Genomic DNA, 20,015 nt, shown 5'->3' with positions numbered 1-20,015 from the left:
CTTCCCGGACGGGTACCATCCGGCCGTGGAGTTCGCCGGGGCATTACGGCAGGCCATCCAGGCCAGCGGGCTGACCCTGGAACGGATCCGGCACCGGCTCGGCCGGCGCGGCCTGACCGTCAGCGTGGCGACCCTCAGCTACTGGCAGCGCGGACGCAGCCGCCCGCGCTCGCGGAACGTGGTCGTCGCGCTGGAGGAGATCCTCCAGGTGCCGTCCGGAGCCCTCACCGAACTCCTGGACGACTCCGCGCCCACGGGGCCCGCAGTCCGCGGCGCCCTGGGGCCCGGCCCTGCGGGCGCCGACGGACGCGGCCGCCCGGTGCGGGAATTGTGGCCCGACCCGGATCGCTACGCGGGCCTCGTCGGGCAGCTCGACCGGTCCGGGGACCACCGGCTCGAACGGCTCAGCATCCACGACGTCTACCGGCTGGACGAGGCGCGCCGTTCCTGGACCCTGTCGGTCCGCACCGTTCTGCGCGCGGCGGGCGACGACATCGACCGGGTCGTGTGCGTCCACCAGACGGGCGGTGCCGAGCCGTCCGGCGGCAGCGGCGCCCTCCCGCCGGACGGCGTCCCCGGGCCGGCCGGCGGCGTCTCCGCGACCGCCGGCGAGCCCCCGGCGGGCGGTGGGAAGGCCGATCTCGCGCAGGTGCGTTACTGCCGCCCCGGACGGATCCGCGCCGAGGGCGGGCTGATGGCGTTCGAGCTCGTCTTCGACCGCGTCCTGTCGGCGGGCGACACCGCGGTCGTCGAGTACGACCTCGGACCCGTCGGGGAACCCCCGTACGACAGCTACGACCGGCGCTTCTCCCATCCCGTCCACGACTATGTCGCGATCATCCAGTTCGCCGGCGACCGGCTCCCCGCGCGCTGCTACGGCTACACCGCCGAGAGCTCCCGGGCGCCGCGGCAGCGCCTCGGGGAGCTGTGGATCGGCACGTCCGGCAGCGCGAACATCGCGGTCGGTGCTGTGCGGCGCGGCATCGTCGGCATCGAGTGGGAGTGGCATTGACGGGACGGAAGGAAGGTGCGCCGGCGGAAACGGAAGCTAGGCGCGCCGGCGGAAGGGGTACTTGACGCCGGTGCCGGTGGTTGTGGGAAATTGCCGGTTGGAATCGGGCCCCCGTGGCCTTACAGTGAGCGCTGAAGTCGCAAGCGCAGTAGTCAAGGCCGTCATGCGGGGGCCGGCCGGAGCAGATCCGGAGGCCAGCGGTGCAGAGTGTCGCAGAAGACGATCTCCTACAGGTGCTGCAGTACGGTCCTTTCAACGTCGCCTTGCACGCGGCCATCCAGGCCCGCGGCCTCAGCCTCGACTCGCTGCGGCGCCGCCTGGAGGAGCAGGGCATCGCCGTCAGCCTGTCCACGCTGAGCTATTGGCAGCGCGGCCGGACCCGTCCCGAACGCGCCGACTCGATGCGCGCCGTCCGCGGCCTCGAAGTCATCCTCGAACTGCCGCGCCATTCGCTGCTCACGCTGCTGAAGCCGACCGCCGAGCGGTCCGCGGGGCCGTGGCTGCCGGTCGAGGAGCTGTGCCCCGAACCGGGCATCCGCGACCTGCTCGACGAGATCGGCGACCGCGGCGAGCGGCAGCTCACCGGCCTCAGCCTGCACGACCAGCACACCATCGGACGGCGCCGGGAACTGCGGGAGGTCCGGTCCCGGGCGGTGTTCCAGGCGCAGCAGCGCGGCGTCGACCGCTGGATCGCCGTCTACCATCATCCGCAGGGCATCTTGCCGTCCTCGCGCACCGCGCGCGGCTGCCGGTTCGGGCGCGTCCGGATGGACGAGGCGAGCGGCCTCATCGCCGCCGAGCTGCTGTTCGACCGTGCGCTCGGCCGCGGCGAGACGTATCTGCTGGAGTACGGCTTCGGCTTCGATGAGACGGGTCCGCCGGTGACCGAGGAGGGCCGCGGTTTCCGCACTCCGCAGCACGAGTTCCTCATCGAGGTCCGGTTCCATCCGGCCACGCTGCCCGCCCGCTGCTACCGGACGTGGCGGCCCGACGGCCACACCGCCCTCAAGGACTCCGCCGACCTGCGGATGTCCAGCTACCACAGCGTCCACTTCATCGAGTTCGGCATGGCCGCCGGCTACCACGGCATCCGCTGGGAGTGGGACTAGCGGACCAGCAGGTCCAGGAGCCGGTCGAGTTCGGCGGCGGGGTCGCCGGTGAGGCCGGCGTGCACCGGGCCGGGCTGGACGATCGTGCTGCGCGGCGCCGTCAGCCACCGGAAGCGCGTGCCGCGGGTCTCCCGCGCCGCCTGCCCGGCGCGCTCGCCGCCGGAGCACACGGCTTCCACGCCGTTGAGCGCCGCCCGCACGCCCTCCAGGTCGAGGGACGGGTCGAGGGCGAGGAGGCGCCGCTCGTCCAGATGCATGCGGCACCCGAGGTAGTCGAGCGCCCGGCAGTACACCACCACACCCACGTTCATGATCTCGCCCCGCTCGACGCGCGGGACGACGCGCAGCGCCGCGTACTCGAACACCGCGGGCTCCGCCGCCGTCCTGATGTTGGTCACGGGGCGCCGCCGAGCCAGTCGGGACGGTTTCCGCCGCGCTTGGACGCCGTGTCGGGCCGGCGGCCGCCGACGGCGGTGTCGGGCAGCCATTCACGCGGCTTGCCGGCGCGCGGCAGCAGGATGTCGATGTAGGCGTCCCGCAGGGCCTGCGGGCCGTCGAACCCGGGCTCTCCCTCCAGCCAGCGGTCGGGCACCAGGCCGGTCACCTCGCGCAGCAGATCCTCGGTGATCTTCGGGGCGAGCTCCGCCTCGGCGTCCTCCAGCATCGTCGCGTACGGCGTCAGGACGTGGTCGTCCACGTCGTACGGCCCGGAGAACAGCCTCGCCGCGTTCGACCACGCGTGGTGGAAGATGAGGCTCGCGCCGTGGTCGATGAGCCACAGGTCGCCGTGCCAGACGAGCATGTTCGGGTTGCGCCAGCTCCGGTCGACGTTGCCGATGAACGCGTCGAACCACAGCACGCGGGACGCGAACCCGGGGTCGGGGCTCCATCCCAGCGGGTCGAACCCGAGCGACCCGGGCAGGAAGTCGACGCCGAGATTCCAGCCGGGGCTGGCCTTCAGCAGGTCCTGCACGTCGGGGTCGGGCTCGTGCCGTCCGATGGCCGGGTCGAGGTCGATGAGCACCTGCTCGGGGACCCGGAAGCCGAGCCGGCGCCCGAGCTCACCCGCGATCACCTCGGCGATCAGGGCTTTGCGTCCCTGCCCGGCGCCATGGAACTTCATGACATAGGTGCCGAGATCGTCGGCCTCGACGATGCCCGGCAGCGACCCGCCCTCACGCAGCGGCGTCACGTATCGGATGGCTGTCACATGTGGCAACACGTCGCAACGCTACCGGGTGCGGGTCCACGCGGGATAATCGGCGGTATGGGCGTTGAGCTGCTCGACCTGTCGGTGCCGATCGTCACGGGCATGCCCGTCTACCCGGGCGATCCGGAGGTGGAGGCCGTCCCCGCGCTGACGGTCGCCGAGGCCGGCGTGAACGTCCTGCGCCTGCACATGGGCTCGCAGTCCGGAACGCACGTGGACGCGCCGTTCCACATCGACGACGCCCTGCCGCGCCTCGACGAGCTTCCGCTGACCCGCTTCACCGGCCCGGCCGTCGTCATGGACGCCCGCGGCCTGCCGCCCCGCACGTCCATCGGCCCGGACCTGCTGCCGGCCGGTCTCGGGCCCGGCGTCGTCCTGCTCGTCGGCACCGGCTGGTCCCGGCACTGGGGGACCGGCGACTATCCGGCCCATCCGTTCCTCGCTCCCGAGACCGCGGAGGCGGTCGTCGCCGCGGGCGTCCGGACGGTGGCCATCGACGCCCTCAGCGTCGACCGCACTCCACCTCCGGGCTCGAAGGAGTTCTCCCTGGACGCGCACCGCGTCCTCTGCGGGGCCGGTGCGGTGATCGCGGAGAACCTCACCGGGCTGGACCGCGTCATCGAGGCGCAGCGGGCGGGCTGCGCGATCGACGTGTCGCTCTTCCCGATCGCGCTCTCCGGCGCGGACGGCGCCCCCGCCCGCGCCGTCGCCCGCGTGGACGACCGCGCCGTCCTCATCTGAACAGAGCGGCACCTGAATCTGAGCGGCAGGGCGGCGCGTCCATACTGGCGGGGATCACGTGTCGGAACGGAGGGTCGCGGTGAAGGTGTCGTGGGCGACGGCGCAGGGCAGCGCCGAGCGTGGGAACGAGGATTTCGTAGCCGCGGCCGACGGCGCCTTCGGACGGTGACGGGCATGCGGCTGGGCATCACGATGTTCGCGACCGACCAGACGATGGAACCGCACGAGCTGGCCGGGGAGGCCGAGGACCGCGGGTTCGCGTCCCTCTACGTCCCCGAGCACACCCACATACCGGTGTCGCGCGAGACGGCGCCGCCGACGGGCGACGCGGCGCTGCCCGACGAGTACGCACGCACTCTCGACCCGCTGGTCTCCCTCGCCGCGGCCGCCGCGGTGACCGAGCGGATCACGCTCGGGACCGGCATCCTGCTGCCCGCGCAGCGCGACCCGATCGTCACCGCCAAGGCCGTCGCGACGCTGGACCGGCTCTCGCGGGGGCGGTTCGCGCTCGGCATCGGCTACGGGTGGAACGCGGAGGAGGGCGCCGCCCACGGCGTGCCCTGGAAACGGCGGCGCGCGATGGTCCGCGAGCACGTCCTGGCCATGCGGGCCCTGTGGACGGACGAGGAGGCGTCCTTCCACGGCGAGTTCGTCGGCTTCGACGCGAGCTGGTCGTGGCCCAAGCCGTCCGGGCGGGTGCCCGTGCTGCTCGGCGGCGCGCCCGGTCCCACGCTGTTCGCGCACATCGCCGAGTACGGCGACGGGTGGCTGCCGATCGGCGGCGCGGGCATCCGCGAGGCGCTGCCCGGGCTCCGGCGCGCCTGCGAGGAGGCGGGACGGCCCATGGTGCCCATCGTGCCGTTCGGGACGGTGCCCACCCCGGAGAAGCTCGCCTATTACGCCTCGCTCGGCATCGAGGAGGTCGTGCTGCGCGTGCCCGCCGGAGGCCGCGACGCCGTCCTGCCGCTGCTGGACGAGTACGCGCGCTCCCACCTGTGAGTCAGCGGATCATCCGGAAGCAGAAGAACGTCGGGAAGCGGTAGTACTGCCCCTTGCCCGACTTCACCGCGCCGAGGATGAGGAACACCCACCCGGCGATCAGAAGCTCCAGGTACGGGAGGACGAGCAGGATGAGGAAGGCCGGCGCCTCGAAGATGATGGCCGGCGGGACGCAGACGGCCACCACCACGAGGAGATGAATCAGCAGGGTGAGCGTGTGGTTCATCGACTGCGCCGCATGGAACCGGGCGAACGGCGAGGTGTTCTTCTTCACGAAATAGATGATCAGCGCGGGCAGGAATCCGATCAGGAGGTTCCCGACGTAGGCGAAGACGGCCCAGGTGGTCTCCTCGCCGGGGTGGTTCTGCGGCGGCCCGTACCCCCAGCGCGGGTCGTAGGGGCCTCCGGGAGGCGGACCGTAGGGCGGCTGACCGTAAGGCGGCTGACCATGGGGACCTTGACCATAAGGACCTTGACCATAAGGGTCTTGGCCGTAGGGCCCCTGGCCGTAGGGGCCGGAGTACGGCGGCGGCTGATCGTGCGGCGGTGGTGGGGGCTGGTCCGTCACTGGCCTTTCCTTCGCTAGGTATTGCTGGAATCTATATGGGCGCCGGCCGTCGCCGCAGGTGCGCTACCGTCACCGGCCATGAAGGGTGACAAAGGTCCCGGAAACGGGGACGCCGACGGCCTGGGACGGCAGAACCCTTACCCCCTGCCAGGGCAGGGGTGGGGTTCACCCGGCGACGACCCGCCGCCCGCTCCGCCCCCGGCGCCCCCGCCCGCCGCGAGCCCGCCGCCCCTTCCGGAGATGCCGCCCCCGGTCCCCGGCGTCCCGGCGTCCAAGGGCGGCCCGCCCGCGTTTCCGGTCGGCGGCCGTTCGGTGCGGTCCGGGCGGCGGCAGATCTGGCTGGTGTTCCTCGGCCCGTTCGTTGTCGCGATGCTGGTCATCTTCTCCTGGGCGGGATTCCGGTTCTACGGCCTCAGCCAGGACGCCGACGACGGCACCGGCGTGTCGGCCCTCCCGGCCGACTCGCCGGAACCGGAACCGGTCAGCACCGTCCCGCCGGAGGTGAAGGGCTGGAAGGCCGTCAGCAGCGCCAAGTACGGGATGACCTATGACGTCCCGTCCTCGTGGCGCATCCTGCCCTCGACGACCCTCATCGGATGGGACGCGGTCAAGGACGGCCAGCGGTCGATGATGAGCTCCGCCGCGGTGTTCCGCGAGGACTCCTGCAAGGACGGCGACGACGAGTACACCCGCGCGCACACCGGCTTCAACCAGTACGTCGAGGGCGGGCTCGCCGAGGTCGCCGAGCACGCCGCGAACAAGTGGGCGACGAACGCCTACACCGTCGAGGGCAAGCCGGCCCCCTCGATCACCTTGAGCGCTCCGGAGACGGTGAAGGCCGGACGGGCGAAGGCCGTGCACGTACGCGCCGACATCGCCGTCAGGAGCACGGGGCGATGCGATTCACCGACGGCGGTCGTGCACACGGTCGCCCTCCCGGGCGTCGGCCCCGGGAAGACGACGGTCTTCGTCCTGCTCTCCGACCAGGGGATTCCGGACGCCGCGCCGAAGGCGCAGATCAAGAAGATCCTCGGCAGTCTCCGGCCCAGCTGACCCGGTGGTGGCGCCGGTGCCCATCCCGGTGCCCACCCCGGCGTCCGCCGCATGCGCGCCCGCATCCTAGAATCACGTTCGGCAGACGGGAGGGCCGCATGAGCGCGATGCCGATGGAACGGCAGGAGCTGGGGGACGACGAGGTGACGGCGCGGGCCGGCCTCGCCGCCCGGGTCCGTGAGCTGGCCGAGGCGGCCGTGCTCACCGGAGCCGGCGCCGCCGAGGCCGCCGCGGTGGCCGACGAGATCGAGGCGCTGACCGCCCGGCTCGCGGTGGAGCGCAGGGGCGCGCCGCCGTACGTCGCGTCCAGCGAAGGCATCATGGAGCGGCACACGGCCAACCCCGTCAACGGGACCCTCAACCCCTTCGCGCCGCCGGTCGACCTGGAGGTCACCCCGGACGGCGCCGTCCGCGCCGAGTTCACGCTCAGCCCCCTGTTCGAGGGTCCGCCGTCGTACGTGCATGGCGGCGTCTCCGCGATGGTGCTCGACCAGGCCCTCGGCATGGCCGCGGCCGTCTCCGGGACGCCGGGCATGACCGCGACGCTGGAGCTGCGCTACCGGCGCCCCACCCCGCTCGGGGTCCCGCTCGTCGTCGAGGCGCGGTTCAGCCGTGTGGAGGGGCGGAAGGTCCACGCGTCCGGGAGCATCACCGGGCCGGACGGCCGCGTCACGGTGGAGGCCACCGCGATGTTCATCATGCCGGAGCGTTTCATCACGTCGCAGTACTGACCCGGGTCCGGCCGCGGAGTGCGCCGCCGGTGCGGAAGCTCATTCCTCCACGGGGATCGAGAGCGCGACCGTGCCCCGCATGTCGAGCCAGACGGTGCCGGGGCCGCGCACGAGACGCAGGACGATGTGACCGCAGCCCTGGCAGCGGGCGACCAGTCCGGGTGCGCGGCCGTAGACGCGCAGCCCGGCGACGGGGCCGGTGAGGCCGCAGTGGGCGCAGCGGCTGACGGCCGCGGTCACGTCGACGGCGAAGATCTCCGACAACGGGCCCGCCATGGCGTTGCCGTCGATGTGGGTCTGTTCGGCATGGTCTTGTTCGGCATGGTCCGGATCGCCGGACGGGCCGGGCTCCAAGGTCGCCATGTCATCCTCCGCTAGGGCCGAAACGTTCCGTCCGGACGCGCTCCGGGGCGTGGCCGAGAAGAACCAGGTGGGCGGCCGCCTTCTCGACGAAGCCGGTCGGCCCGCAGACATAGCAGGCCGGTTCGAAATCGGCGGGCCAGCCGTCGCGCACGAGATCGTCTGCGACGAGCCGCCCCGGCGGGCGCGGCCATCCGTCCGGTGTGCCGCGTGTGAAGACGTAGGCCGAGTCCAGCCCTGGCGACCCCTTGCGGAGCTCGGCGGTGTAGAGGCGGTCCTCCGGGCTTCGGACGGAGTACAGCAGCCGGAACGGTACGCGGCTCCCGGCCGCCTGACGGGTCCGGATCATCGACATGAGCGGCACGATCCCGGAGCCGCCCGCCACCAGCAGAACCGGCTCGGTCTGCTCGGGACGCCAGACGAACCATCCGCCCACGGGCCCGCGGATCTCCACGAGATCCCCGGGCATGAGGACGCCGGTGAGGTAAGGCGACACCTCTCCGTCGTCCACGCGCTGCACGGTCAGCTCGACGCGATCGCCGTCCGGGGCGGACGCGAGCGAGTAGCTGCGCTGCGTGCTGTAGCCGTCCTCGGCGGTGAGCCGGACGTCCACATGCTGGCCGGCCAGATGACCGGGCCAGTCCGGGACGCGGAGCACCAGCGTGGCGGCCGTCTCCGACTCGGCACGCCGCTCCAGCAGTTCGGCGGCGTGCCAGAGCAGACGCCCGCCTAGTCGCCTTGGTACCGCTGCTCGCGCCATGGGTCTCCGTAGTCGTGGTATCCGGCGCTCTCCCAGAAACCGGGCTCGTCCTGGAGCAGGAGCCGGATCCCGCGCACCCATTTCGCCGACTTCCACAGGTAGAGGTGCGGTACGAGCAGGCGTGCCGGGCCGCCGTGTTCGGGAGCCAGTTCCTCGCCGTCGTATCCGTAGGCGATCCATGCCTTTCCGTCGAGGAGGTCCTCCAGCGGAAGGTTCGTGGTGTAGCCGCCGTACGAGTGGACGAGGGCGTAGTCGGCGGCCGTCTCCACGTCCTCGAACAACGTGTCCAGCGGGACGCCCCGCCACTGTGTCTCGAACTTCGACCATTTGGTCACGCAGTGCAGATCGACCGTGGGCGTCTCGGCGGGCAACGCCGTCAGCTCGTCCCAGTTCCACGTGTACCGGGTGTCGCTCTCCGTACTGATGGTGAACTCCCAGTCCTCCACGGGCACATGGGGGGTGGGACCGGCGGAGAGCACCGGGAAGTCGTGCGTCTCGTACTGGCCCGGCGGCAGGTCATGGCCGCCGGCGGGCCGCCGCCCGTGGAACCCGCGAGAAATGATGGGCATATTTCTGACCTTCCCCTCGAACCCGGTGTGCCCGGGGCAGAGGGCCCCGCGGCTGATCGCTGACGCCGGCGAGCGATTCCTACCCGGCGGGCGTGAGATTCGAAACCGGTGGTCACGGCGCTGCGCCGGCACGGGCGGGGGCACGCGTCAGTACTCGTAGACCTTCACCGCCGGGTCGGTGTCGTGCCAGGTGGCGATGACCGACGAGGTGTGCCTGTCGTTGAGGAAGTCGACGCGGAGCCATCCGTCGGCCTGCGTCACCCGCGTCTCGTAGCCCGGGTTGGGCGTCGCCGACACCAGCCGCACGCGGTCCTTCTCGACGGACATGGCGGCGCGTCCGCCGCGCGTGGCGTAGCTGCGGACGTTGTCGGGCGGCTTCGGGGCGGGGCTGTCGCTCTCGTGCCCGCCCGGCGGCGCCTTCGGGGACTTGGACGGCTTCGGCGCCGTGTCCTCGCCCGCGGGCGGGCTGGGCCGCGAGGTCGGCGAGCCGATGGCCGTCGGGACCGGGGGGCTGGAATGGATGATCGGACCCGCGATCGGCGGCGGCGCCGACCTTTCCGACACCGCGCCGCGGACGACGCCGCGTACCCCCAGCCAGGAGAGCGCCACCGCGAGCGCGGTCACCCCGGCCCACGGGGCAACATACGACATCGCGCGACGCATGGGCACATGGTGGCATACGGTTCCGCCATGGCGAGTGTTCTGGTGGTCGAGGATGACGCGAATGTCCGGACCGCCTTGATCAGGGAACTGAGCGTGCGGTCACATGTGGTGCGCAGCGTCGGGACCGCGATGGACGCCCTGCGCGAGGTCACACAGGCGCCTCCCGACGTCGTCGTCCTCGACCTCGGGCTGCCCGACCTCGACGGCGCGGAAGTGCTGAAGATGCTCCGCGGCATCTCCGACGTCCCCGTCATCATCGCGACGGCGCGCGACGACGAGCCCGAGATCGTCCGGCTGCTGAACGCCGGCGCCGACGACTACCTCATCAAACCGTTCTCCATCGAACACCTCAGCGCCCGGCTCGCGGCGGTGCTGCGCAGGTCCGCGCGGTCCGGGCCGACCGCCGAGCTCAGCGTCGGCGGACTGCACATCGACCTCGACCGGCGGGAGGCGCTGCTGGACGGCGAGAACCTCGAACTGACCCGCCGCGAGTTCGACCTGCTGGCCTACCTGGCCGCCCGCCCCGGACGGGTCGTCGCGCGGCGCGAACTGCTCGCCGAGGTGTGGCGGCAGGCCTACGGCGACGACCAGACCATCGACGTCCACCTGTCCTGGCTCCGCCGGAAACTCGGCGAGACCGCCGCCGCCCCCCGCTACCTGCACACGGTGCGCGGAGTCGGGGTGCGACTGGCCGAGCCCGATCCGCGGTCATGAGGAAGACGCTCGTCCTGGTGTCCCTCGCGGTCACCTCGATGGTCGCGCTGGCGTTCCTGATCCCGCTCGCGCTGACCGTCCGGGAGATCGCCCGGGACCGCGCCCTCACCACCGCCGAACGGCAGGCCAGTGCCCTCGGCCCCGTCCTCGTCGTCACCGAGGACCCCGCCGCCCTCGAACGCGCCGTCGCCAGCACCCAGGCGGGCGCCGCGGGCCGGATGACCGTCCACATGCCCGACGGCGGGCTCGTCCCGAGGAACGGGCACGGCGAGTTCAGCGCCCGCCCCGAGCAGCTCACCGAGGCCGGGCGGCGCGGACGCGCCTACACGGCCCGCGTGAACGGCGGGTACGCGCTGCTGCAGCCGGTGTCGCTGGACGCGGGCCGCACCGCCGTCGTCGAGGTCTTCCTGCCCGACGAGGACCTGTCGCGCGGCGTGTGGCAGGCGTGGCTCGTCATGACGACCGTCGCCGCCGCGCTCGTCGCCGGGTCCGTCGCCGTCGCCGACCGGCTCGGCAACCGCATGATCCGCTCCACCCGCCGGCTCGCCGAGGCCGCCGGCGCGTTCGGCGAGGGGGAGCTGTCAGTGCGCATCGAGCCGGACGGGCCGCCCGAGCTGATCGAGGCCGGGCTGGCGTTCAACGCGATGGCCGACCACGTCGTCCAGCTCCTGTCCGCCGAGCGGGAGATGGCCGCCGACCTGTCGCACCGGCTGCGCACGCCGCTCGCCGCGCTCCGCCTCAACGCCGAGGCCCTCGGGGACGGCGCGGTCGCCGACCAGACCCGCGAGGCCGTCGACCGCATCGAGCGCGAGGTCGACCAGATCATCCGCACCGTCCGGCGCCCGACCGGCCGGGGCAGCTGCGACGCCGCCAAGGTGCTGCGCGACCGGGTCTCGTTCTGGTCCGTCCTCGCCGAGGACGAGGGCCGCTCCTGCGAGCTGATCGGCGCCGACGGCCCCGCGCCGCTCCCGCTGCCGGGAACCGAGCTCGCCGCCGCCGTCGACGCGCTGCTGGGCAACATCTTCCGGCACACGTCCGAGGGCACCGGCTTCGCCGTCACGCTCCACCAGGGCCAGGGCGTCACCGGCATCCTCGTCGCCGACGGAGGCCCCGGCATCGCCGACCCGGACGCCGCACTGAAGCGGGGCAGCAGCGGCGGCGGATCCACCGGCCTCGGCCTCGACATCGCCCGCCGCGCCGCCGAGTCCACGGGCGGCTACCTGCGCATCCACCGCAGCGTCCTCGGCGGAGCCCAGGTGCAGATGTGGTTCCGGACCAAGTGGCTGCCGCCCGCGCGGCGCTCCCGCCGCCTCGTCCGCCGCCGCCACTCCCGCACCTAGCGGTCGCGTCCCTCCCGCAACTTCGTCACGGCCTGCTCGACCCGCCGCCGCCGCGTCTCGGGCTTCTTGGCGCCGGTGACCGACTCCGCGAACCACCGCTTCTTGCTGTAGGAGAGCCCGTCGAAGAACCGCTTTGCCTCAGCGTCCTGAGCGAGCGCCTCCGCCAGATCGTCCGGGACGGTCACCTCGCGCGGCTCGGTGTCCGCCTCCACCTCGACGTCGATTGCGTCACCCGCCCGCACACCGGCGGCCTCACGGTTCTCCGCGCTGACGGGCAACATGTACCGGCCTCCCATGGAAGCGACCGTCGAACGGCCCGCCGACGGATCGACATAGCCGGACCTTAAATCCGCCTTAACAACGAAGAAGACGTCTCGGTGCGCTCATAGCCTGACGGGCATGAAGAGCCCCCGCTCCCCGTACGAGCCTCGCCGCTCCCAGTACGTGGCCGCCGGCCTCATCGGCGTCGTCGGCCTCGTCGTCGCCGCTCTCATCGCCGTCCTCGCCATCCGCGCGAGCGGCAACATCCCCACCGCGCCCAGCTCGTACATCATCAACGTCTGGGGTTCGTGAAACCGGCACCGGCCGCGCCCGGCTCGCCCCTGAGGCCGGCGTCGGGATCGTCCTCGTCGAACGACAACGGCTCCGTCTCCCGCCCGAACATCTCGCAGAACCACCCGTACTCGACGGGCCGCCAGGTGCTTGGTCACCCCTCCCGCAGGCTCGTCCCGGAGGGCGTCATCGGCTTCCGCAACACTTCTACGCCGCGAAAGTGGAACCGGTGCCCGTAAGGCAGCGGGCACCGGTTCCACACGCGGACGTCAGCAGTTGTAGTACTTCACGTACCACTTACCGTTGCCGTGGCCGGTCTTGTAGTCGGCGATCCAGCGGTAAGGCTTCATCCTCACCCATAGATATCCGTCCCGGCGCTCGATGGTGTCCCAGTCAGTGCTGACCCGGGTTCCGTGCGCCAGGGCGCCCACCTTCCTGTACCCCAGCCCGGGCCCCGTGCGGACGTTCAGCCCGTTCGCGGGGAGAACCTGCCCGCGACACCAGCGGCTGCGCAGCCGGTTCTGCCCGAGCCGCTCCAGTGCCTTGGCGGCGCCCTCGGGTCCCACCACGATCGCACCCGGCCCGTGCCCCTCCTCTTCCTGCTGAGGCTGGGCGGTCTCCGGGTTCGGCGGCGGCTGCTCGGCGGCGGCGACCGCACCCCCGCTCAGCATGCCTCCCGCGAGGGCGGCGGCGGCGAGACCGGCGCCGAGCTTTACCCCTACTTGCATTCTGTTCCTCCAGGTCAGTTTGACGTACATCCGAATGACTACCCAGGGTCACATGAGTTTGACACAATGTAACGAAGACTCTTCTTGGTCATCCCGCAGGCTCGGCTTCTCGTCAGCGGGGAGCCCTGTCCTACAGCAGAGCGGAGAGGAGACCACCAATAAGGCATATTTCGACTGCATGAATTTCGGGGCCGATCTGACATATAAGCGAACTTTGCTCAGAGTGATCGGCAGGCACGCCATCGATAGTCACATCGGGAGCTTGGGCTGCCCCTATGCCGGGAAGCACATCGCGATCACCCAATGCTCATCCTCACCCCATGAGGCCACTTTCCCGGTGCCTCACGCCGCCCGAGCCGGCAGTGGCATCCGCCGTCCCGCCGACCCTGACGAGACGGTGGATGCCCGCAATGCGCTTCTCTACCGACCGTGGTGGTGGTGATGGCCGTGGTGGTGACCGTGGTTGTGGTGACCGTGGTGGTGACCATGGTTGTGGTGACCGTGGTGGTGACCGTGGTTGTGGTGGCCATGGTGGTGGCCATGGTTCCGAACGCACTTGTAGAGGTAGAAACTCCACTTGGTTCCGTGCGGGCACCAGCGGGATTGCGTTTCCTGAACCACGGCCGTTTCGGCGGCGCTCGCCGCAGGCACGGAACCGAACACGGCCACACCAGAGGCCATGACCAAGCCTGCGGTGGTCAGTGCCACCGAGCGCAGCGAAGTCGGAATTTTCATGTTTCCTCCAGAGGTAAGGGCATTGTGCCCGTGATTCCTCACTACTCATGGCTTAGTGTAATCAGGCAACTACAAAGAGTGGTAAAGCGGCTCCCGCTGCAACCACTCGACTGTCCATGTGGGGTCAATGGGTCACGGCCTCGCTGGTGACGCGGTGACGTTGCCAGAAGCCGGGAACGAGGTCACTACGCCTCCTGCGGCCACCGCCACGACGGTGAGCGCAGTACCGGCTCGGATGAGCGCGCCGGCCATCAGGCCAGTCCTCACGCCACCCGCTCACGCACAGATCGTCCTCGCCGTGCGGGATGACCCGCTCGGCGAGAGACGAGGCGGTTTCCCTTGTTACCGCAGGTGAGCGGACCTCTGTGTGACTTCCTCCGGCGACCTCGGACGGGCTCTGAATAAGAGTGGGTGAGCCCTTCCCTAAGTGAGGCTTAAAGGCGTTCTTTTGGGAGGTCGGGCGGCTTAGCGTTACGGGTGTCAGATCGAAGAGACGGCGGAGGTGCACAGGCGGAGAGCAGAGCGAACGTCGGCTGAGGTTCCGACTGAGGTTCCTGATTGAGACAGGTTTCTGGCCCGCACGGCCCCGTAACCCCGCTCTGGGGCCGTGCGGGCCAGAAGCCGTTTTCAGGTGCGGGGGAGGGCGCCCAGGAGCAGGAGGCGGAACGCTTCGGCGGTGCCGGTGGCGGCGGTGTCGCCGGTGGCGAGGCGGCGGAGGGCGAGGCCGTAGAGCATGGCGACGATCGAGGGGGCGTGGCGTTCGGCGTCGGGGATGCCGAGGGCGGTGAGGATGGCGGTGGCCAGGCGGTCATAGGCCTCCACGGAACGTGCCGAGGCCTCGCGGAGGGCGGGGTCGCGTGCGGCGTGCAGGTGGAGTTCCAGGTTGGCTATCTCCTCGGGGCCGTACGCGAAGCCGACGACGGCCTTCTCGACCTCGTCGGCCGCGTCCACGGGGGCGATGCCTGATTCGGCGAGTGTGTTCACGTAGGCGGTGATGCGGGCTATCTCGTCGTCCACGAACGTGTGGAGAGCCTCGCGGAGCAGGTCGTCCTGGCTCGGGAAATGGTAGGTGAGGGAGCCGAGGGAGACGCCGGCGGCGCGGGCGACGGCCCGGTTGGTCACGGCGCCGATGCCCTGCTCGCCGATGAGGCGGAGGGTGGCTCGGAGGATCTGGTCGCGGGCGCTCATCGCTGGACAGTCTTCCCTAGAATCGGGTCGTTCTGTATCGTTCGTTCGAACGAACGATACCTGGGAGGCGGCGTGGTGCTGGGGCTGGCCGGGCAGGCGGAGGCGCTGGCGAGGGGCGAGGTCTCCTCGGCCGAGCTGGTCGGGGAGAGTTTGGAGAGCATCAGGCGGCAGGAATCGCTCGGCGCGTTCCGGGTGGTGCGGGACGAGGCGGCGAGGCAGGAGGCGCTGGACGCCGACAAGCGGCTCGGGGACGGGGAGCGGCTGCCGCTGCTCGGGGTGCCCGTCGCGATCAAGGACGACACGGATCTGGCGGGGGAGACGACGCCGTTCGCCGTGACCGGCGATCACCGGCCCGCGGCGCGGGACGGGGAGGTCGTGCGCAAGCTGCGGGCCGCCGGTGCCGTGATCGTGGGCAAGACCACGACCTGTGAGGTGGGGCTGTGGCCCTTCAGCGAGTCGCCCGGGTTCGGGGTCGCCAGGAATCCGTGGAATCCCGACTACACGCCGGGCGGGTCGTCGGGTGGTTCGGCGGCGGCCGTGGCGGCGGGGATGGTCGCCGGGGCGGTCGGGTCCGATGGGGCCGGGTCCATTCGCATTCCGGCGGCGTGGACGGGGCTGGTCGGGATCAAGCCGCAGCGGGGGCGGGTCTCCGGATATCCGCACACCGATCCGTTCAACGGCATCACCGTGTGGGGGCCCCTCGCCCGGAGTGTCTGTGACGCGGCTTTGCTGCTCGACGTGCTGACCGGGAGCCACCCGGAGGACGCGTATCAGATCGATCCGCCGGTGACGCCGTTCGCGGAGTTCGCGAAGCGGGAGCCCCGGAGACTGCGCATCGCCATTTCTTTCAGGACGGCGTTCGGGGTGAGCGGGAAACTCGATCCGGAGATCCGCGGAGCCGTCGAGCGGCTCGCAAGGCGGCTGACGGATCTGGGGCACAAGGTCTTTCCCGCCGACCCCGACTATGGGCTGGTGGGGCTCGGGCTCATTCCGCGGGGGACGGCGGGAGTGGCCGACATGCTCGATGCCATGCCGAACCCGCGGCCCGAGCACCGGACCGAGGTCGAGGCGCGGATCGGGCGGGTGGCGGGGAAGCGGCTGCTTCCGCTGGCGAAGAGGATGGATCCGTATCTGCGGAGGAAGGTCGGGCGGATCTTCCAGGCGGCCGATGTGGTGCTGACCCCGACGACCGCGCAGCCGCCGCTGAAGGTGGGGGCCTTCGACGGGGTCGGCTATCAGAAGACGCAGTCAGGTGTGGCCGCCGTGTGCCCCTATGCGTGGACGTGGAATGTGCTGGGGTGGCCCGGTGTGAACGTGCCCGCGGGGTTCACGAAGGCCGGGCTGCCCGTCGGGGCGCAGCTGCTCGGGCACGATTCCGACGAGGCGACGCTCATCTCACTCGCCGCCCAGCTGGAGGCGGTCGAGGGGTGGGTCGAGAGGCGTCCCTGAACGCGCGGCGGGCCGCCGGTGCGGGGGTCCGAGCCAGTACCGGCGGCCCGCCGTGTCAATCAGTAGCCCGCACCGGTGAGCATGCCGCCGTCGACGAGGACCTCGCTGCCCGTGCAGTAGGACGAGTCGTCCGAGGCCAGGTAGACGACCAGTCCGGACACCTCCTTGGACTTGCCCATGCGGCCGAGGGGGAGGGCCTTCAGGAACGCGTCGGCGCTGTCGGCGGTGGCGGAGACGACGTCGTCCTGGAGGGAGAGGGGCGTCAGGACGCCGCCGGGGTGGATCGAGTTCACCCGGATGCCGTATTTGCCGAGTTCCCTGGCGGCGGCCTTGGTGAGGCCGCGGATGCCGAACTTGCTGGCGCTGTAGGCGGCCAGCCCGGACGCGCCGATGAAGCCCTCGGTGGACGACACGTTGACGATGGAGCCGCCGCCGGCCTCGCGCATCGCGGCGGTCACGGACTTGACGCCGAGCCACTGCCCGATCAGGTTCACGTCGAGGATCTGGCGGAACTCGTCGACGGACATCTCCTCGATGGTCTTGTGCCTGATGATGCCGGCGTTGTTGACCAGGATGTGCAGTGCGCCGAACGTGGACGTCGCGGTCTCGACCGCGTTGTGCCAGTCGTCCTCCCGCGACACGTCCATCCGGATGAACCGGGCGTCGTCGCCGAGGTCGGCGGCCAGTTTCGCGCCCTCGTCCTCCAGGACGTCGCCGAACACGACCTTGGCGCCCTCGTCCAGGAACCGGCGGACGTGGGACTTGCCCATGCCGCGCGCACCGCCGGTGATCAGCGCCACCTTGCCGTCAAGCTGCCCCATCAACGCTCCTCGTCGCCGGTGACCTTCGCCAGCAAACCTAGCGAACGCTTGGTTGACGGAACAAGGCGGGGGCTACCTCGTGCGCAGGCCGTCGAAGAGCAGCGAGAGCATCCTGTCGGCGTACGCGCCGGGATCGGGGGCGCGCTCCGACGCCACGCCGATCGCGTTGGTGATCCGCAGCAGGTCGCGCGGGTCGATCTCGGCGCGGATCGTGCCCGCCCGCTGCGCCCTGGCCAGCAGCCGCCCGAGGGCGTCGCAGATCGAGGCGGCGGCGGCGCCCAGCCCGGTGCCGGCCCAGTCCGCGGACATGGCCTGGATGATCACGGTGGAGGTGCCGCGCGGCGTCGCCGCGCCCGCCAGGTAGGTGCGCAGCCAGCGGCCCAGCGCCGCCTCCGCGTCGAGCGCCTCGGTCTCCGGGTCCTGCGCCGGCCCTGCCAGCAGCTCGTCGGCATGGGCGAGCAGCCCGTCGATCCGGTCGCGCAGGACGGCGTGCAGCAGGGCGTCGCGGGTGGGGAAATGGCGGTACAGCGTTCCCGAGCCGACCCCCGCCCGCTTGGCGATGTCGTCGAGCGACGCGCCCGTGCCGTGTTCCATGAAGGCGCTGCGGGCCGTCGCGATCAGTCGCTCGTAGTTGCGGCGGGCGTCGGCCCGCATCGGCCGGGTGTCCATGGGCACCGTCCAGCGGTGTCGCGGATGACCTGGGGAGTCTCCGTCTGCTTCCTGACGAGACTGCCATCTTCGCGAGGGACACGCTACCTGGCGAGGGCGTCGCGTGACAGCCGGTCGGCCCTGCGCGTGGTCTCCGGCAGGCGGTATTCGGGTGTGAGGCCGAGGACGTTCCGGCACGCCGTATCGAGGTCGGTGCGATGGCCGACGGACACGAACACCGGTTTCACGCCGTCGCGCGTCCGCAGCACCCTTCCCACGATCTCGCCGCCGTCGGTCAGCGGGCTCGCGTCGCCGCGCCGCCGTCCCGGCGGTTCGTAGGCGCCGACGAACGCGGTCTTGCCGACGCCGATCGTCGGCAGGCCGGTCAGGACGCCCAGATGGCAGGCCAGCCCGAACCGGCGCGGGTGCGCGACGCCGAAACCGTCGCAGACGAGCAGGTCCGGGACGGTCTTCAGCTCGCGCAGCGCGTTCACCAGCGTGGGCAGTTCCCGGAACGCGAACAGGCCGGGGACGTAGGGGAACGCGGCCGTGCCGACGGCGACGGACTCTTCGAGCACCTCCAGGCTCGTCCCGTCCAGGACGACCACCGCGGCGGCCAGGCGCGTCCCCGTGCCGCCGCCGTCACCTGCGTACGAGACGTCCAGCCCCGCGACCGTGCGCGGCCGCGCCGGGCCGGGGACGTCCAGTTCCAGCATCGGACGCAGCCGGTCCTGGATCGCCTCGGCCTCTTCGGCGCCGGACGGCCAGGCATGCAGGTCGCGCACTTCCATGACCGTATTGTCCGCGATCGGGGTGCCCGCTCAGGACATCGACGCGTACACGGCCTCCGTCAGCCGGTAGGCGCGCAGGTCGCCGGACACCATGTCGCCCATCAGGTTCGGCAGGTAGGCGAGCGCGACCCCGGCCTCGGCGTCGCCGAGCCCGATCGAGCCGCCCGCGCCGGTGTGCCCGAACGCCGACTCCCGTCCGGCCGCCGGGGTGAAGAACGACTGGGCGGGCCGCATGAAGCCGAGGCCGAACGCGCTGTCGATGAGCAGCGTCCGGTCCGGGCCGGCGACCCTCGGGCGGATCGCGTCCCGCAGCGTCTCCGGACGCAGGATCCGGCCCGCGACGAGGTCGCGGTAGAACGCGGCGAACGCGGGCGCGGTGGCGAGCATCCCGGCGGACGGCCAGCCGGCGCGCAGCACGACCGGGTTGTTGTAGCCGCCCTTGCCCGGGTGCGGGTTGTTGAGCGACCGGTTCATGGTGCTCTGCGGGTCGGTGTACGCGGCCGCCAGGCGGGTCAGGAGGTCGTTGTCCGCCGTCTTGGGGGAGTCCGTCTTGGGGGAGCCGGCCCCGCCCGGCCGGGCCCCGCCCTGCTGAGCGCCGCCCTGCCCCGGCCGTGCGGCCGACATCTTCGCGGCGCGCCCGATCACGTCGTCGGGGGCGCCGATCCACAGATCCAGGCCGCGGGCGAACTCGTCCGCGGCGAACGCGCCGACCGTCCTGCCCGAGAGGCGTCGGACGATCTCGCCGGCCAGCCAGCCGTAGGTCAGCGCGTGGTAGCCGTGCCCTTCGCCGGGCGTCCACTCCGGCTTCTGCGCGGCCAGTTCGCCCGCGAGGGCCGCCGGGTCCGCCGCTTCCTCCGCCGACACGGGACGGGCGAACGCGGGCAGCCCGGCCTGGTGCGTCAGCAGGTGCGCGGCCGTCGCGCCCTCCTTGCCCTCGGCGCCGAACTCCGGCCACCAGTCCGTCACCGGGCCGTCCAGTTCGTAGGCGCCGCGTTCGGCGAGCAGCAGCGCCGCGGCGGCCGTCACCGCCTTGGTGCAGGAGAACCCGAAGCAGGGCGTGTCCGCCAGCCACTCCCGGCCGGTGCGGCGGTCGGCGACGCCGCCCCACAGGTCCACGACCTTGCGGTCGCCCGCGTAGACGGCGACGGCGGCGCCGAGTTCGCGGCCCTCGGCGAAGTTCTCCTCGAACACCTCGCGGACGCCGGCGAACGCCGGATCGCAATGACCCTGCACAGTGCTCATGCGCCAACCTCTCAACGGGAGGCCTCCATAGA

General features: G+C 71.6%; 24 protein-coding genes and 1 pseudogene. 10 read left to right on the top strand and 15 right to left on the bottom strand.

What is annotated here, in order from left to right; all coding sequences use genetic code 11:
* The first annotated feature begins 25 nt into the window (after positions 1–25).
* Both AB0C35_RS05435 and AB0C35_RS05430 read left to right on the top strand, forming a co-directional pair.
* Positions 26–1,012, top strand: a complete 987-nt coding sequence (locus AB0C35_RS05435) for a hypothetical protein (RefSeq protein WP_358450916.1) — start codon at positions 26–28, stop codon at positions 1,010–1,012.
* A gap of 200 nt (positions 1,013–1,212) precedes the next feature.
* Positions 1,213–2,121, top strand: a complete 909-nt coding sequence (locus AB0C35_RS05430; protein ID WP_358450914.1) for a hypothetical protein — start codon at positions 1,213–1,215, stop codon at positions 2,119–2,121.
* Here AB0C35_RS05430 and AB0C35_RS05425 read toward each other — a convergent pair.
* Positions 2,118–2,519 carry a DUF3037 domain-containing protein gene (locus AB0C35_RS05425; RefSeq protein ID WP_358450912.1) on the bottom strand — a complete coding sequence of 134 codons (402 nt, stop codon included), beginning with the start codon at positions 2,517–2,519 and terminating at the stop codon, positions 2,118–2,120. The two genes, AB0C35_RS05430 and AB0C35_RS05425, sit on opposite strands and share 4 nt — an antisense overlap.
* Positions 2,516–3,343, bottom strand: coding sequence for a HipA family kinase (locus AB0C35_RS05420; protein ID WP_358450910.1), 828 nt, complete (start codon positions 3,341–3,343; stop codon positions 2,516–2,518). The genes AB0C35_RS05425 and AB0C35_RS05420 overlap by 4 nt, the downstream gene beginning before the upstream one ends.
* A 45-nt stretch (positions 3,344–3,388) precedes the next feature.
* On the opposite strand from AB0C35_RS05420, the gene AB0C35_RS05415 reads away from it, so the two are divergent.
* Together AB0C35_RS05415 and AB0C35_RS05410 are read left to right on the top strand one after the other, a co-directional pair.
* On the top strand, positions 3,389–4,072 hold the full coding sequence (locus AB0C35_RS05415) for a cyclase family protein (protein ID WP_358450908.1): 684 nt from the start codon (positions 3,389–3,391) through the stop codon (positions 4,070–4,072).
* A 174-nt stretch (positions 4,073–4,246) separates the two neighbouring features.
* Positions 4,247–5,071 (top strand): LLM class F420-dependent oxidoreductase, encoded by an 825-nt coding sequence (locus tag AB0C35_RS05410; RefSeq protein WP_358450906.1) that lies wholly within the window; start codon positions 4,247–4,249, stop codon positions 5,069–5,071.
* Position 5,072: 1 nt separating this feature from the next.
* On the opposite strand, the gene AB0C35_RS05405 is transcribed toward AB0C35_RS05410, so the two are convergent.
* Positions 5,073–5,639, bottom strand: coding sequence for a DUF4870 domain-containing protein (locus AB0C35_RS05405; protein WP_358450904.1), 567 nt, complete (start codon positions 5,637–5,639; stop codon positions 5,073–5,075).
* A gap of 78 nt (positions 5,640–5,717) precedes the next feature.
* Between AB0C35_RS05405 and AB0C35_RS05400 the strand changes: the two genes are divergently transcribed.
* Entirely contained in the window at positions 5,718–6,692 is a 975-nt protein-coding gene (locus AB0C35_RS05400) for a hypothetical protein (protein WP_358450903.1), read from the top strand.
* 98 nt (positions 6,693–6,790) lie between these two features.
* On the top strand, positions 6,791–7,423 hold the full coding sequence (locus tag AB0C35_RS05395; RefSeq protein ID WP_358450901.1) for a PaaI family thioesterase: 633 nt from the start codon (positions 6,791–6,793) through the stop codon (positions 7,421–7,423).
* Between the two features lie 39 nt (positions 7,424–7,462).
* Here AB0C35_RS05395 and AB0C35_RS05390 read toward each other — a convergent pair whose 3' ends face one another.
* The 4 genes from AB0C35_RS05390 to AB0C35_RS05375 all read right to left on the bottom strand — a co-directional run bounded on the left by AB0C35_RS05390 (position 7,463) and on the right by AB0C35_RS05375 (position 9,775).
* The gene (locus AB0C35_RS05390; RefSeq protein WP_358450899.1) at positions 7,463–7,786 is read right to left on the bottom strand and encodes a DUF6510 family protein; all 324 of its coding nucleotides are present in this window, start codon (positions 7,784–7,786) and stop codon (positions 7,463–7,465) included.
* Position 7,787: 1 nt separating this feature from the next.
* Positions 7,788–8,543 (bottom strand): ferredoxin reductase, encoded by a 756-nt coding sequence (locus tag AB0C35_RS05385; protein ID WP_358450897.1) that lies wholly within the window; start codon positions 8,541–8,543, stop codon positions 7,788–7,790.
* On the bottom strand, positions 8,513–9,112 hold the full coding sequence (locus tag AB0C35_RS05380) for a sulfite oxidase-like oxidoreductase (RefSeq protein ID WP_358450895.1): 600 nt from the start codon (positions 9,110–9,112) through the stop codon (positions 8,513–8,515). Before AB0C35_RS05380 ends, AB0C35_RS05385 begins: the two co-directional genes overlap by 31 nt.
* Before the next feature lie 147 nt (positions 9,113–9,259).
* Positions 9,260–9,775, bottom strand: coding sequence for a hypothetical protein (locus AB0C35_RS05375; protein WP_358450893.1), 516 nt, complete (start codon positions 9,773–9,775; stop codon positions 9,260–9,262).
* A 27-nt stretch (positions 9,776–9,802) separates the two neighbouring features.
* Here AB0C35_RS05375 and AB0C35_RS05370 point away from each other — a divergent pair, with 27 nt between their 5' ends.
* Together AB0C35_RS05370 and AB0C35_RS05365 are read left to right on the top strand one after the other, a co-directional pair.
* Complete coding sequence (locus AB0C35_RS05370) at positions 9,803–10,489, top strand: response regulator transcription factor (RefSeq protein ID WP_358450891.1); 687 nt, start codon at positions 9,803–9,805, stop codon at positions 10,487–10,489.
* Positions 10,486–11,829 carry a HAMP domain-containing sensor histidine kinase gene (locus AB0C35_RS05365; protein ID WP_358450889.1) on the top strand — a complete coding sequence of 448 codons (1,344 nt, stop codon included), beginning with the start codon at positions 10,486–10,488 and terminating at the stop codon, positions 11,827–11,829. Before AB0C35_RS05370 ends, AB0C35_RS05365 begins: the two co-directional genes overlap by 4 nt.
* Here AB0C35_RS05365 and AB0C35_RS05360 read toward each other — a convergent pair.
* Together AB0C35_RS05360 and AB0C35_RS05355 are read right to left on the bottom strand one after the other, a co-directional pair.
* Positions 11,826–12,071, bottom strand: a complete 246-nt coding sequence (locus AB0C35_RS05360) for a YdeI/OmpD-associated family protein (RefSeq protein ID WP_358451121.1) — start codon at positions 12,069–12,071, stop codon at positions 11,826–11,828. The two genes, AB0C35_RS05365 and AB0C35_RS05360, sit on opposite strands and share 4 nt — an antisense overlap.
* Positions 12,051–12,149, bottom strand: a pseudogene (locus AB0C35_RS05355) (DUF1905 domain-containing protein); the annotation flags it as partial. The gene AB0C35_RS05360 and the pseudogene AB0C35_RS05355, both read right to left, overlap by 21 nt.
* 79 nt (positions 12,150–12,228) lie before the next feature.
* Between AB0C35_RS05355 and AB0C35_RS05350 the strand changes: the two are divergent.
* The gene (locus tag AB0C35_RS05350) at positions 12,229–12,402 is read left to right on the top strand and encodes a hypothetical protein (RefSeq protein WP_358450887.1); all 174 of its coding nucleotides are present in this window, start codon (positions 12,229–12,231) and stop codon (positions 12,400–12,402) included.
* A gap of 248 nt (positions 12,403–12,650) precedes the next feature.
* On the opposite strand, the gene AB0C35_RS05345 is transcribed toward AB0C35_RS05350, so the two are convergent.
* Both AB0C35_RS05345 and AB0C35_RS05340 read right to left on the bottom strand, forming a co-directional pair.
* Entirely contained in the window at positions 12,651–13,109 is a 459-nt protein-coding gene (locus AB0C35_RS05345; protein ID WP_358450885.1) for an SH3 domain-containing protein, read from the bottom strand.
* Positions 13,110–14,471: 1,362 nt separating this feature from the next.
* Positions 14,472–15,032, bottom strand: coding sequence for a TetR family transcriptional regulator (locus AB0C35_RS05340; protein WP_358450883.1), 561 nt, complete (start codon positions 15,030–15,032; stop codon positions 14,472–14,474).
* Positions 15,033–15,104: 72 nt separating this feature from the next.
* Here AB0C35_RS05340 and AB0C35_RS05335 point away from each other — a divergent pair, with 72 nt between their 5' ends.
* Positions 15,105–16,481, top strand: coding sequence for an amidase (locus AB0C35_RS05335; RefSeq protein WP_358450882.1), 1,377 nt, complete (start codon positions 15,105–15,107; stop codon positions 16,479–16,481).
* Positions 16,482–16,540: 59 nt separating this feature from the next.
* Here the strand turns inward: AB0C35_RS05335 and AB0C35_RS05330 are convergent, their stop codons facing one another.
* The 4 genes from AB0C35_RS05330 to AB0C35_RS05315 form a co-directional block, all read right to left on the bottom strand.
* Entirely contained in the window at positions 16,541–17,302 is a 762-nt protein-coding gene (locus AB0C35_RS05330) for a glucose 1-dehydrogenase (protein WP_358450881.1), read from the bottom strand.
* 72 nt (positions 17,303–17,374) lie between these two features.
* Positions 17,375–17,971, bottom strand: coding sequence for a helix-turn-helix domain-containing protein (locus AB0C35_RS05325; protein WP_358450880.1), 597 nt, complete (start codon positions 17,969–17,971; stop codon positions 17,375–17,377).
* A gap of 83 nt (positions 17,972–18,054) precedes the next feature.
* Positions 18,055–18,741, bottom strand: coding sequence for an endonuclease V (locus AB0C35_RS05320; RefSeq protein ID WP_358450879.1), 687 nt, complete (start codon positions 18,739–18,741; stop codon positions 18,055–18,057).
* A gap of 30 nt (positions 18,742–18,771) precedes the next feature.
* Positions 18,772–19,983 carry a serine hydrolase domain-containing protein gene (locus AB0C35_RS05315; protein WP_358450877.1) on the bottom strand — a complete coding sequence of 404 codons (1,212 nt, stop codon included), beginning with the start codon at positions 19,981–19,983 and terminating at the stop codon, positions 18,772–18,774.
* Between the last annotated feature and the right edge of the window lie 32 nt (positions 19,984–20,015).

It is taken from the genome of Spirillospora sp. NPDC048819, from assembly GCF_040650055.1.
Taxonomy (GTDB): Bacteria; Actinomycetota; Actinomycetes; order Streptosporangiales; family Streptosporangiaceae; genus Spirillospora.
This window is presented reverse-complemented; position numbering and strand designations above follow the sequence as displayed.